Source organism: Streptomyces sp. NPDC036822 (genome assembly GCF_055609145.1).
In genome coordinates this window covers 520729-533535 of sequence record NZ_JBVJPY010000003.1, presented here as the reverse complement: position 1 = coordinate 533535, position 12807 = coordinate 520729, and the positions used below count along the sequence as shown (strand labels likewise).

At 73.7% G+C, this 12807-nt stretch carries 12 protein-coding genes; 1 reads left to right on the top strand and 11 read right to left on the bottom strand.

The window, feature by feature from the left end; translation table 11 throughout:
- Nucleotides 1-107: 107 nt before the first annotated feature.
- The 4 genes from ACZ68P_RS09965 to ACZ68P_RS09950 form a co-directional block, all read right to left on the bottom strand.
- Nucleotides 108-749 (bottom strand): small secreted protein, encoded by a 642-nt coding sequence (locus ACZ68P_RS09965; protein WP_471004670.1) that lies wholly within the window; start codon nucleotides 747-749, stop codon nucleotides 108-110.
- Between the two features lie 187 nt (nucleotides 750-936).
- Complete coding sequence (locus tag ACZ68P_RS09960; protein ID WP_471004668.1) at nucleotides 937-3333, bottom strand: sodium-translocating pyrophosphatase; 2397 nt, start codon at nucleotides 3331-3333, stop codon at nucleotides 937-939.
- Between the two features lie 211 nt (nucleotides 3334-3544).
- Nucleotides 3545-4003 carry an ATP-binding protein gene (locus ACZ68P_RS09955; protein ID WP_471004666.1) on the bottom strand — a complete coding sequence of 153 codons (459 nt, stop codon included), beginning with the start codon at nucleotides 4001-4003 and terminating at the stop codon, nucleotides 3545-3547.
- An 81-nt stretch (nucleotides 4004-4084) separates the two neighbouring features.
- Nucleotides 4085-4438 (bottom strand): STAS domain-containing protein, encoded by a 354-nt coding sequence (locus ACZ68P_RS09950; protein WP_137988538.1) that lies wholly within the window; start codon nucleotides 4436-4438, stop codon nucleotides 4085-4087.
- A 79-nt stretch (nucleotides 4439-4517) separates the two neighbouring features.
- Between ACZ68P_RS09950 and ACZ68P_RS09945 the strand changes: the two genes are divergently transcribed.
- Nucleotides 4518-6995: a DEAD/DEAH box helicase gene (locus ACZ68P_RS09945; protein WP_471004663.1), complete on the top strand. Its 2478-nt coding sequence runs from the start codon at nucleotides 4518-4520 to the stop codon at nucleotides 6993-6995.
- Here ACZ68P_RS09945 and ACZ68P_RS09940 read toward each other — a convergent pair.
- The 7 genes from ACZ68P_RS09940 to ssd all read right to left on the bottom strand — a co-directional run bounded on the left by ACZ68P_RS09940 (nucleotide 6937) and on the right by ssd (nucleotide 12356).
- Nucleotides 6937-7278: an Rv3654c family TadE-like protein gene (locus ACZ68P_RS09940; protein ID WP_471004661.1), complete on the bottom strand. Its 342-nt coding sequence runs from the start codon at nucleotides 7276-7278 to the stop codon at nucleotides 6937-6939. The genes ACZ68P_RS09945 and ACZ68P_RS09940 overlap by 59 nt on opposite strands.
- Nucleotides 7279-7446: 168 nt before the next feature.
- Nucleotides 7447-8031, bottom strand: a complete 585-nt coding sequence (locus tag ACZ68P_RS09935; RefSeq protein WP_471004659.1) for a TadE family type IV pilus minor pilin — start codon at nucleotides 8029-8031, stop codon at nucleotides 7447-7449.
- A complete protein-coding gene (locus ACZ68P_RS09930; RefSeq protein WP_471004931.1) occupies nucleotides 8018-8212 on the bottom strand; it encodes a DUF4244 domain-containing protein in 195 nt (64 codons plus the stop codon). The genes ACZ68P_RS09935 and ACZ68P_RS09930 overlap by 14 nt, the downstream gene beginning before the upstream one ends.
- A gap of 127 nt (nucleotides 8213-8339) precedes the next feature.
- Entirely contained in the window at nucleotides 8340-9128 is a 789-nt protein-coding gene (locus ACZ68P_RS09925) for a type II secretion system F family protein (protein ID WP_471004929.1), read from the bottom strand.
- A gap of 38 nt (nucleotides 9129-9166) precedes the next feature.
- On the bottom strand, nucleotides 9167-10063 hold the full coding sequence (locus tag ACZ68P_RS09920; protein WP_471004657.1) for a type II secretion system F family protein: 897 nt from the start codon (nucleotides 10061-10063) through the stop codon (nucleotides 9167-9169).
- An 11-nt stretch (nucleotides 10064-10074) separates the two neighbouring features.
- The gene (locus ACZ68P_RS09915; RefSeq protein WP_471004655.1) at nucleotides 10075-11250 is read right to left on the bottom strand and encodes a TadA family conjugal transfer-associated ATPase; all 1176 of its coding nucleotides are present in this window, start codon (nucleotides 11248-11250) and stop codon (nucleotides 10075-10077) included.
- A complete protein-coding gene (ssd, locus tag ACZ68P_RS09910; RefSeq protein ID WP_471004653.1) occupies nucleotides 11247-12356 on the bottom strand; it encodes a septum site-determining protein Ssd in 1110 nt (369 codons plus the stop codon). Before ssd ends, ACZ68P_RS09915 begins: the two co-directional genes overlap by 4 nt.
- Between the last annotated feature and the right edge of the window lie 451 nt (nucleotides 12357-12807).

The following is a 12807-nucleotide window of genomic DNA, read 5'->3' as shown; positions in this document are numbered from 1 at the left end:
CGGCCCCCGCGTTCCGGCCCGGCTCCGCTCCATCGGCCCTCCGCGCTCCCGCTCGCCGTTCAGCGTTCTCGCCGTTCAGCGTTCTCGCTCGCGGCTCCGCGTTCCCGCTACTCCGCGCTCTTGCTCGCGGTCGCCGACGGCTTGGCGGTCGTTGCCGCCGTGGCGGCCGGCTTCGAGGGCTTCGAGCCCGGCTTCGCGGCCGGCGTCGAGGGCTTCGCCTTCTGGCAGCCGGGCTGCTTCGCCATCGCCGTGCCCAGCTCACCACCCTGCAGCTTCGCCAGCGCGTCCTGGTCCATCTTCTCGATCTTCTTCAGACCGTCGGCGACGCCCTGCAGCCCGTCCGCGAACTTCTGCTGGTTGTTCGGGTCGAGCGCGTCGACCTGCTTCTTCAGACCCTCGTACGCCACCGCGGTCGCGTTGAGTTCCTTGATCGCGTCCTGCTGGACCTTCTCGCCGTTGTCGACGGGCGGCGCACCGGCCCCGTCGATGGCCTTGGCGAGCGCCCGGTCGGCGTCGGCGATGTCCTGGAACGCCTTCGAGTCGGCGGCCTGGATGTCGGCGGGCTTTCCGTCCGCCGCCGTCGAGATGATCAGCTGCTGGGCGTCGGCCCGCTTCTGGATCTGGGGCTTCGCCTGGTCGCAGACCGTCTTGGCCCAGTCGTTTACCTTGTCGCCGTCGTCGCTGCACCCGGACAGCGCGAGTACCAGTACCGCGCCGCCGGACAGTGCGGCCGCAAGCTTCTTGTTCACCGGATCGGTCCCTTCCAAGGCTCTCGGCCCCGGAACATACACGCCAAGCGGGCGACATCCACCTTTCGTGGGACTGGTTCATCCCGTATTGCAGCCTTTTGCACCAAGGGAGACACGCCTCACGTCCGCACGTAAAAAGGCGGACGGCACGTCAGGACGTGCCGTCCGCCTTCTCCTTGACCAGGTGCTACGGAACGAGGGGCGCGCTCGAAGGGGTGTCCGAGCGGTCGTCGGCGTTGTCTTCGTCACCCATCGCCACCGAGCGCCGCTTGGAGACGTAGACCGCGCCGACGATGACGGCGATCGCGAGGACCGCGATCAGCGTCCGCAGTCCGGCGCTCGCGTCGTCGCCGAAACTGAACTGCACCACGGCCGGTGCGATCAGCAGGGCGACCAGGTTCATCACCTTCAGGAGGGGGTTGATCGCCGGTCCCGCGGTGTCCTTGAACGGGTCACCGACGGTGTCCCCGATGACGGTCGCGGCATGGGCGTCGCTGCCCTTGCCGCCGTGGTGGCCGTCCTCCACGAGTTTCTTGGCGTTGTCCCAGGCGCCGCCGGAGTTGGCCAGGAAGACCGCCATCAGCGCACCCGTGCTGATGGCCCCGGCGAGGTAGGCGCCGAGGGCGCCGACGCCGAGGGAGAAGCCGACCGCGATCGGGGCCAGCACGGCGAGCAGCCCTGGCGTGGCGAGTTCGCGCAGCGCGTCCTTGGTGCAGATGTCGACGACGCGCCCGTACTCGGGCTGCTCGGAGTAGTCCATGATCCCCGGGTGCTCGCGGAACTGCCGCCGCACCTCGTAGACGACCGCTCCCGCCGACCTGGACACGGCGTTGATCGCGAGCCCGGAGAAGAGGAACACGACCGCGGCGCCGAGGATCAGCCCGAAGAGGTTGTTGGGCTGGGAGATGTCCATCACGAGGTTCGCCTCGGTGGCCCTGGCCCCGACCTCGGCGACCGACGTGGCGATCGCGTCGCGGTAGGAGCCGAAGAGGGCGGCGGCCGCCAGGACGGCGGTGGCGATGGCGATGCCCTTGGTGATCGCCTTGGTGGTGTTGCCGACGGCGTCGAGGTCGGTGAGGACCTGCGCGCCCGCGCCCTGGACGTCGCCGGACATCTCGGCGATGCCCTGGGCGTTGTCCGAGACCGGGCCGAAGGTGTCCATGGCGACGATCACGCCGACGGTCGTGAGCAGCCCGGTGCCGGCCAGGGCGACCGCGAAGAGGGCCAGCATGATGGAGGTGCCGCCGAGCAGGAAGGCGCCGTAGACGCTGAGCCCGATGAGCAGGGCGGTGTAGACGGCGGACTCCAGACCGATGGAGACGCCGGCGAGGACGACCGTGGCGGGGCCGGTCAGCGAGGACTTGCCGATGTCCCTGACGGGGCGCCGGGAGGTCTCGGTGAAGTAGCCGGTGAGCTGCTGGATGAGCGCGGCCAGGACGATGCCGATGGCGACGGCGACCAGCGCGAGGACCCGCGGGTCACCCTCGTGGGCCTGGATCCCGGGCTCCGTGACGCCCTTGAGGTCGGCGTAGGAGGAGGGCAGGTAGACGAAGACGGCGACGGCGACGAGCGCGAGGGAGATCACCGCGGAGATGAAGAATCCGCGGTTGATGGCGCTCATTCCGCTGCGGTCGGCGCGCCGCGGGGCGACCGCGAAGATGCCGATCATCGCGGTGACCACGCCGATCGCCGGGACGATCAGCGGAAAGGCGAGGCCGAGGTCGCCGAAGGCCGCCTTGCCGAGGATGAGGGCGGCGACCAGCGTCACCGCGTACGACTCGAAGAGGTCGGCGGCCATGCCGGCGCAGTCGCCGACGTTGTCGCCCACGTTGTCGGCGATGGTGGCGGCGTTGCGCGGGTCGTCCTCGGGGATGCCCTGCTCGACCTTGCCGACGAGGTCGGCTCCGACGTCGGCGGCCTTGGTGAAGATGCCGCCGCCGACACGCATGAACATGGCGATGAGGGCGGCGCCCAGGCCGAAGCCCTCCAGGACCTTGGGCGCGTCGGCGGCGTAGACCAGGACGACGCATGAGGCGCCGAGCAGGCCGAGTCCCACGGTGAACATGCCGACCACTCCGCCGGTGCGGAAAGCGATCTTCATCGCCTTGTGCGAGACGGCCGTCAGATCCTTTTCCGGTTCGCCCGGCGCCGGGGTCGCCTCACGCGCGGCGGCGGCCACGCGCACATTTGCCCGTACGGCGAGCCGCATACCGATGTATCCGGTGGTCGCGGAGAAAAGCGCACCCACCAGGAAGAAGAGGGAGCGCCCGGCGCGCTGCGACCAGTCGTCGGCCGGGAGCAGCATCAGCAGGAAGAACACGACGACGGCGAAGATCGCCAGAGTGCGCAACTGCCGCGCGAGATAGGCGTTCGCGCCTTCCTGTACGGCGGCCGCGATCTTCTTCATCGCGTCGGTGCCCTCACCTGCGGAGAGCACCTGGCGGACCAGTAGCTGGGCGACGAGCAGGGCCGCGAGCGCGACGGCCGCGATGACGATCACGATCGTCCGGTTTCCGTCGGTGAGTACCGCTGCGGCGAGAGAAGTGGGGTGTCCGGCCAGTTCTGGGTTGAAGAGCCCCGCCATTCGTCCTCCTTGACGTTGCGAGCTCAAGATGTGGACGGATTGTAGGGAGCGGAACCCGATCAAAACAGGGCGCCGCAAATGGAATTCCCCATTGCCTCACACTTCCCCACCGGAAGCAGTAATGGGGCAAAAGCATGAACACATGATCCATGATCTAGAGAAATGAAAAGAGGCCCTGCTCAGCAGGGCCTCTTTTTCGGTTCTCGCCGCTTCAGGGAAGCACGGCCGTCGCGGTCGTCGGCCAGCTCATGCGGATCACTCCGCCCTGCTCGCCGGCGCTCACCTCGACGTCGTCGACGAGCCCGCGGATGACCGCGAGGCCCATCTCGTCCTCACCGTCCGGGTCCTCGAACTCCTCGACCGGCGCCGCGGACCGCGCGCCGGGGACACCGGCGGCGTCGGCCGCCGCCACCCCCGCGCCCGGCACCTCGTCGCCGACCTCGATGGAGAAGCTCTTCTCCTCCTCGGTCAGCACGACGCGGACCGGGGTGGTCACGCCATGGCCGCGGTGCAGCCCGACCGCCCGGGAGCACGCCTCGCCGACGGCGAGTCTGACCTCGTCGAGAACCGCCTCGTCGACCCCGGCCCGGCGTGCCACCGCGGCCGCCACCAGGCGGGCCGTGCGGACGTGCTCGGGCTGGGCGCTGAAGCGGAGTTCAACGGTGGCCATGCGGTCCCCCTAGGAACGATGGACGGGCAACTCGGAGGACCGGGCCTGGCCGGCCCGGCTCTCCTCGACCTTCTTCCGACCTCAGTCGGTGGCGTTGACGGCCTCGTCGACCGTGGTGTGGATGGGGAACACCTTGGTCAGGCCGGTGATCCGGAAAATCTTGAGAATGCGCTCCTGGTTGCAGACCAGGCGCAGCGAGCCCTCATGCGCGCGCACGCGCTTCAGGCCACCCACCAGCACGCCGAGGCCGGTCGAGTCGAGGAAGTCCACGCCCTCCATGTCGACAACCAGGTGGTAGCTGCCGTCGTTCACCAACTCGACCAACTGCTCGCGCAGCTTGGGCGCGGTATACACATCAATCTCGCCACCGACCTCGACGACCGTACGGTCGCCACTCGGGCCGGACACATTGCGAGTCGACAGGGACAGGTCCACGGATCCTCCAGCACCTTGCTATCGAGCGGTCGCCCCTCGGGTCTCCCGGGCGGAGTCGGGGGACGGATCGCCAGCCGCGATGGCATTCAATCACTTACCAGCAGCCATGCACGACGCCTTGGGAGCATTGTCCGTCACGCCAGTGACACACTCGGTGCCGATGGCCAAGAATCACCGCCCCAGTGGACCCGCTGAAAGCCCGGGCAGTCGCCCGTCTCCCGGCGTGGTCCTCGACCGGCTCACCCAGGGCGAGAGCCGGGCAGCGCGCATCACTCATACGGAGCACTTGCCCGCCCGGGCGGGTCGCCATGCCGTCTGGCCGCATCGCATCCGTACGGAAGTGATCAGCGCGATCCAGGCGGCCGGCATCGAGCACCCCTGGGCCCACCAGGCAGAGGCCGCCGAGCGGGCCCTGGACGGCGAATCCGTGGTGATCGCCACCGGCACGGCGTCGGGCAAGTCCCTGGCCTACCTCACCCCGGTCCTCTCCGCCCTCCTGGACGGCTCCGAGGCCGCGAACGGGCGCGGCACCACCGCCCTCTACCTCGCCCCCACCAAGGCCCTCGCAGCCGACCAGCGGCGCGCCGTACGAGAGCTGGCCGCCCCGCTCGGCAACCGGATCCGGCCTGCCGTCTACGACGGCGACACGCCGGTCGAGGAACGCGAGTGGGTCCGCCAGTACGCGAACTACGTCCTGACCAACCCCGACATGCTGCACCGGGGCATACTCCCCGGCCACCCCAGGTGGTCCTCCTTCCTGCGCTCCCTGCGCTACGTCGTGATCGACGAGTGCCACACCTACCGGGGCGTCTTCGGCTCCCACGTCGCCCAGGTGCTGCGCCGGCTGCGCCGCGTCTGCGCCCGCTACGGCGCGGACCCCGTCTTCCTCCTCGCTTCCGCCACCTCCGCCGAGCCCGCAGTGGCGGCCGGCCGGCTGACCGGGCTGCCGGTCTCGGAGGTCTCCGACGACGCCTCCCCGCGCGGCGAGCTGGTCTTCGCCCTCTGGGAGCCGCCGCTGACGGAGCTCCACGGCGAACAGGGCGCCCCGGTGCGCCGCACGGCCACCGCCGAGACGGCCGACCTGCTGACCGATCTGGCCGTGCAGGGCGTCCGCTCCGTCGCCTTCGTCCGCTCCCGGCGCGGCGCGGAGCTGATCTCCGTCATCGCCCAGGAACGCCTCGCCGAGGTCGACCGCTCCCTGGCCCGCCGGGTGGCCGCCTACCGAGGCGGCTACCTGCCCGAGGAGCGCCGGGCCCTGGAACGCGCCCTGCACTCCGGCGAGCTCCTCGGCCTGGCCGCCACGACCGCCCTGGAGCTCGGCGTGGACGTCTCCGGCCTCGACGCCGTCCTGATCGCCGGCTACCCCGGCACCCGCGCCTCCCTGTGGCAGCAGGCGGGCCGGGCCGGGCGCTCCGGGGAGGGCGCCCTGGCGATCCTGATCGCCCGCGACGACCCGCTGGACACCTTCCTGGTCCACCACCCCGAGGCGCTCTTCCGGCAGCCGGTCGAGTCGACCGTCCTGGACCCCGACAACCCCTACGTGCTCGCACCCCATCTGTGCGCGGCCGCCGCGGAGCTCCCGCTGACCGACCCCGACCTGGCGCTCTTCGGCCCGGCCGCCCCCGACCTGCTGCCCCAGCTGGAGGCCGCCGGCCTGCTGCGCCGGCGTACCGGCGGCTGGTACTGGACCCGCAGGGAGCGGGCCGCCGATCTGACCGACATCCGCGGCGGTGGCGGCAGCCCGGTGCAGATCGTGGAGGCCGCCACCGGCCGCCTCCTCGGCACGGTCGACGAGGCCGCCTCCCACACCGCCGTCCACGACGGCGCCGTCCACCTCCACCAGGGCCGCACCTACCTGGTGAAGCACCTGGACCTGAAGGACTCGGTGGCACTGGTCGAGGAGGCCTCCCCGCCGTACTCCACGACCGCCCGCGACACCACCGCCATCTCCGTCCTGGAGACCGACACCGAGATCCCCTGGGGCGCGGGACGGCTCTGCTTCGGCTCCGTCGAGGTCACCAACCAGGTCGTCTCCTTCCTGCGCCGCCGTCTGATCACCGGCGAGGTGCTCGGCGAGACCAAGCTCGACCTGCCGCCCCGCACCCTGCGCACCCGGGCCGTGTGGTGGACGGTCACCGAGGACCAGCTCGACGCCGCCCGGATCAACCCGGAGATCCTCGGTGGCGCCCTGCACGCCGCCGAGCACGCCTCCATCGGCATGCTGCCGCTCTTCGCCACCTGCGACCGCTGGGACATCGGCGGGGTCTCGGTCCCGCTGCACCCCGACACCCTGCTGCCGACCGTCTTCGTGTACGACGGCCATCCGGGTGGCGCGGGCTTCGCCGAGCGGGCCTTCCGCACCGCCCGGGAGTGGCTGACGGCCACCCGCGAGGCGATCGCCTCCTGCGAGTGCGAGGCCGGCTGCCCGTCCTGCATCCAGTCCCCCAAGTGCGGCAACGGCAACGACCCGCTCCACAAGCGCGGTGCCGTCCGGCTCCTCACGGAACTGCTCCGGGAAGCCCCGGCAGCGCCTGCGGAGGCCCCGCCCGCGCCCTGACCGCCGGGGCATACGGCCCCAGGCGCGCCGATGCCGTCACGTCGGCGACATCGCTTCGCACCGAGCAGCGCAGGACCTCGGCCCCCTGAGCGGCCGCCACCCGGGCCGCGGCGGCGCAGGCGGCCTCCTCGCCCCACAGCGCCCGGTCGGCCGCGGCGAGGGCCGCCAGGTCCGCGGCCCCGCCCGCCTGGTGCCGCGCCGCCACCGCCTGGCCCAGGGCCAGCACGGCCCCGAACACGACGCACAGGACACAGGCCGCGAACGCGGTCCACACGGTCGCCACCCCCCGATCGCCCCCGGCGGGTCCACACCGCCCGCCGGGGGCCCCTCGCCATGCGGGCCACCACCCGGCCGGCACCCACCGGACCACGCCCGAACACGAGGCCCCTCACGACGCGCGCCATCGGCCCTCGGCCGGCTTTCACCGGACCACGCCCGAGCCCGAGGCCCCTCACGACGCACCCCGCACCGGCGTGTCTCCCAGCGAGGCCATCGGCCGGGCCGTCCCACCGGTGGTGTCCCCGGCGGTGCCCTGGAGCGTGCCCAGGATCGTGTCCTCGGCGAGCGCCGCGGCCCCGGCGCGCAGCGTGAGGCCCATCCCGCCGGGCCCGGGGGCCGGCGCCCGGACGGTCACCCGCCACAGCTCCCCCGAGCGCTCCACGGCCACCGTGGCGCCCTCCGGGGCCGCTGCCCGGGCGGCCGCCTCGGCCGTCGTCACCGGCTCGGAGCGGGCCACGGCCCGTGCCCCGGCCCTCGCCGCGTCCACGCACTGGATCTGCGCGGCGGCCGCGGCGAGCGCCCAGACCAGAGCCACGGTGAAGGCCACCAAGGCGGGCAGGGCCATCGCCGCCTCCACCGTCACCGAGCCCCTGTCCTGGCACTGGTCCCGGCCCCGGTCCCGCAAGGGATGCCCGCCCCTGCGCCGGGTCTCCCGGCCCTTCCCAGACCTCTGGTCCTTCACGGACTTCCGCCCCTGCGGGCACTCCCCGTCCCGGAACTCCCGGTCCCGCACGGAGCCCCGGTCAGAACGGCGCATCGAGCGCCTTCCCGATCACCGACTCCAGCGCCGCCGAGACCGATCCGCTGGTCACGATCTTGTACAGCACGGCGGCGAAGGCCGCCGCCGCGATCGTCCCCATCGCGTACTCGGACGTGGTCATCCCCGCGTCCGAACGGGCCGCCTTCCGGGCCCGCCACCAGGTCCGGAGGGCCGCCATGCCCGACCCGCTCTCGCCGTTCCTCGTGTTCTTCATGCCAACCCCCGTGGGTGTGTGTGTGGGATGCGTTCGTTGTTCTGTGCTGCGTTGGCTGTTCTTCGTCTGCGGCGGAGGCATGCGTCGCCCCTCAGCTCCGCAGTAGTCCGGTCGCGAGGCCGATCACGACCGGGGCCACTCCCACCGCCAGGAAGGCGGGCAGGAAGCAGAGGCCCACGGGCGCGGTGATCAGGACCTGGGCCCGTTGCGCCCGCGTCGCCGCCCGTCGGGCGTGTTCGGCCCGCAGTCCGGCCGCCTGCCTCGCGATCGCCTCGGCGGCGGGCGCCCCGGAGGAACCGGCCCGTTCCAGGCAGCGGGCCAGTCCTCCCGCGCCGGGTATCGCTCCGAACCTCCGCCACACCTCGGCCGGTTCACCCCCCAGCCGCAGCTCGGCGGCCGTCCGTGCCAGCCGCTCGCCCACCGGCCCGCCCAGCGAGCGGCCGACGGCCTCCGCCGCCTCCCCCGGCCCCGCACCGGCCGAGGCGCAGGCCGCCAGCAGATCCGCGGCGAGCGGGAGTTGCCGCGCCACCTCCTCGGCCTCGCCCACGGTGGCCGCGCGACGGGCCGACCACCTCCGCAGCCCGTACGCCGCCCCGACCGCCACCAGGCAGCCGACGCCGCCGCCGAACAATGCGTATCCGAGGCCGGCGGCAGCGAGCGGTGCGGCCCACGTCCGCGACCACGGCGGAAGGCCCGTCCTTCGCGGCCGTACGGTGGCGAACCCGGCCCCCAGGAGCGCCGCGAGGCGCTTCCGCGTCCGCCGTCCGCGCCGCCGCTCGGCGAGGGCCGTGACCGCCCCGGCGAGAGCTCCGGCCACCAGGAGCGCCGTCCCCAGCCTGTGGACGAACTCCCCGAACCCCCCGAACTCCCGGAACTCCACCGCGATCAGGGCTCCCGCCCACGGCCCCGTCACGTCGGTCACCCCTCCTCACCTCCCCGGACGATCCGCGCGGCCCAGCAGAGGCCGGCCGTCTCCAGGACCGCGCCCACGGCCAGGCAGCCCCAGCCCACCGGTGTGTGCAGCAGCACGTGCAGCGGTCGGGCGCCCAGTGCCGTGCCGAGCGCGAGGCCGACGAGCGGCAGGACCGCGAGGACGGCCACCGTCGCCCAGGCGCCCGCCAGTTGCGCCTTCATCCGCTCCCGCTGGTCCCGGCGCTCCCGCAACGCGGACTCCAGCCGGTCGAGCCCGGCGGCCAGGCCCGCCCCGCCGTCCACGGCCACCTGCCAGCAGGCCGCCATCCCGGCCAGGCCGTCCGCGCCGTCCTGTCGGGCCGCCTCGCGCAGTGCCTCGGGCACGTCCCCGCCGAACCGGGCCGCCGCGAGGAGCGCGGCCTCCTCACGCGGGCCCAGCGCCCCGGCCGCCCCCGCCTCGCCGAGCGCCGAGACGAGTGCCTGGGCCGGCTGCCGACCGGCTCTCAGCTCACCGGCGACCGCGCCGCATAAGGCCACCGCCCCGTCGGACCGCTCCTCCCGCCGTCCGCGCAGCGCCACCGCGCGCAGCCTTCGCCCCACCAGCGGCACCGCGACGGCCCCCGCCGCCAGCGGCAGCGGTGACTCCCCGAGCAGCGCGACGACCGCCGCAGCCGGCAGACAGAGCCACTCGCGCCGCTCCCGCAGCAGGCCCCACCAGCGCGGACCGGCCGTCCACCACGCCCTCGTCCCGGCGCCCGGAGCCGCCTCCTGGCCGACGCCTCCGCTCCCCCGCGCCCCCATCCCCGCGAGCACCGCGACCACCCGGCGCCGCCCCCGCTCGCGTTCGTACAGCCTCCACAGCACGACCACCGCGCACAGGACGGCCGCCACCTGGGCCGGCACCCCTGGGTCCCTCACCACCGCTCGCCCCCGATCAGCGACCGCAGCCGCCCCCAGCCCCGCTCCCGCTCGAACCCGTCCACGTCCCAGCGCAGCGCGGGCACCGTCACCACCAGGCCCTCCCGGTCCCGTTCGAGGACGTGGACCTCGGCGATCCGCCGCCGGCCCGCCCTGTCCCGCACGAGATGGAGCACCGCCGACAGCCCGGCACCCAACTGGCTGTGCAGCGCCGCCCGGTCGAGCCCCGCCGCCGTCCCCAGCGCCTCCAGCCGGGCCGGGACGTCCGCCGCCGTGTTGGCGTGGACGGTGCCGCAGCCGCCCTCGTGCCCGGTGTTCAGGGCGGCCAGCAGATCGACCGCCTCGCCGCCCCGGACCTCACCGACCACGAGCCGGTCGGGCCGCATCCGCAGCGCCTGGCGCACCAGGTCCCGCAACGTCACCAGGCCCGCGCCCTCCTGGTTCGCCGGCCGTGCCTCCAGGCGCACCACATGGGGGTGGTCGGGGCGCAGCTCGGCCGAGTCCTCGGCGAGGACGATGCGCTCCCCCGCCCCCACCAGCCCCAGCAGGGTGGACAGCAGCGTGGTCTTCCCCGAGCCCGTGCCGCCGCTGATCAGGTACGAGACCCGGGCCTCGATCAGCGCCCGCAGCACCCGCTCCCCGCCGGGCGGGACCGTGCCCGCCGCCGTCAGCTCCGCCACGGAGAAGGCTCTCGGGCGCACGACCCGGAGGGAGAGGCACGTCGAGCCGACCGCGACCGGCGGCAGCACGGCATGCATCCGGGTGCCGTCCGGCAGCCGGGCGTCCACCCAGGGCCTGGCGTCGTCCAGACGGCGGCCCGCCACCGCCGCGAGGCGTTGCGCCAGGCGTCGTACCGCCGCCGCGTCCGCGAAGGAGACGCCGGTGAGCTCGAGACCGGCTCCCCGGTCGACCCAGACCCGGTCCGGCGCCGACACCAGCACGTCGGTGACCTCGGGATCGGTGAGCAGCGGCTCCAGCGGTCCCGTGCCGACCAGTTCGCAGCGCAGGGCCTCGGCCGCTCCGAGGACTTCGGTGTCGCCGAGCAGCCGCCCCTGGGCCCGCAGCGCCGCCGCCACCCTCGCCGGTGTCGGCTCGGCACCGCTCTCGGCGAGCCGCTGCCGGACGGCGTCCAGCAGTCCGGCGCCGCTCACGGGCCGTCCGTCGCCGCTCATGCCACGCCCTCCGTCGCCAGCGCCCGCTCCCAGAACTCCGCGCAGAACCGGCTCAGCGGTCCGCGGGCCCCGGCGCCGGGCGGGGAGCCGGCGTCGAGGGCGGCCGCGAGGTCCGGATCATGGGGGCACTCCCCGGCGAGCGGCAGCCGCAGCGCGTCCGCCACCCACCGCGCGTCCAGCCCCGCGGCGTACGGCCCGCGCGCGACCACGCGCAGGTCCCTCAGCACCATCCCGGCCAGGGAGGCGACCCGGTGGGCCGCGGCGACGGCCCGCAGCTCTCCGGGGACGACCAGCAGGCCGAGGTCGACCTGGGCCAGTGCCTCGGTCACCGCTTCGTCGAGCCTGCGCGGCAGGTCCACGACGACCACCCCGCCTCGTCGGCGGGCCGCCGCGAGGACGGAACGCATGGCCTCGGGCGGCACGAGGACGGAGTCGCCACGGTCCCAGCTGAGGACCCGCAGGCCTCGCACCGACGGCAGCGATTCCTCCAGGGCTCCGCCGGCCACCCGCCCCTTCGAGGCGGCGAAGTCGGGCCAGCGTCGGCCCTCGGTCCGCTCGCCCCCGAGCAGGATGTCGAGACCGCCGCCGAGGGGGTCGCCGTCGACGAGCAGCGTGCGGCGCCCCGTTCCGGCGGCCGCGAGCGCGAGGGCGCAGGCGAGTGTCGACGCGCCCGCACCGCCGCGGCCGCCGATGACGCCGATGGTCAGGGCCTGCCGTCCCGCTTCCTCGACCCCGTCGGCGATCCGGTCGGCCAGCCAGCTCTCCGCGTCGGGCAGCCGCAGCACGCACTCCGCTCCGATCTCGACGGCCCGCCGCCAGACGTCGGGGTCGTCCCGGTCCCTGCCGACCAGGATCACGCCCTGGCGGCGCGCGGCGGCCCGGCAGCGGTCAGCGGCGTCCTCGCCGACCAGGACGAGCGGGGCGTCGGACCAGTCCGCGCGCCGCTCCGGCACCGTGTGGTGCACCTCGGGCTCGGCTCCGGCCGCGGCGCACAGCCGCAGCAGGTCGTCGAGGAGCGCGAGGTCCTCGGTCACGATCAGCGGCCCGGCCCGCCGCTCCTGGCCGGCCGGCCCGCCGCCGTCGTCCGAGGACCGTGAGGCCCTCATGGACCGCGAGGTCCTCGATGTCCGGTACGCGATGGATCCCGTCACGTCCCACTCCCCCTGTCGGTGTGATCCCGTCCGCGTCGGTGGCGGGGACGGGATCAATCGGTGATTCCTGTCGTCCGCGAACATCGCGGCTGGAATCACCGTGGGGCAGTGCCGGAAATCTTGGGGATCTCACTCAGAATCTGTGGATAACCCCGTCGCTGTGAATATCTCCATGCCCCCTGCGGGGGCTTCCCGGAGAGCAGCACCTCGATTACGTTGGGTGACGAAATCAGGGCATGGCGACTTCGCGGCCGACAGACCGACGAGAGGGGAAGGGATGACCGTCCGAGGGACGAAAACGCGTCCGGACATGCGACGACCCCCGCCGGGGGGGAGAGCGGGGGTCGTCTTTCCGGCCGACTCGGGGGGGGAGGAGCCGGACCGGGTTAGCACGGTCGCGAACGAT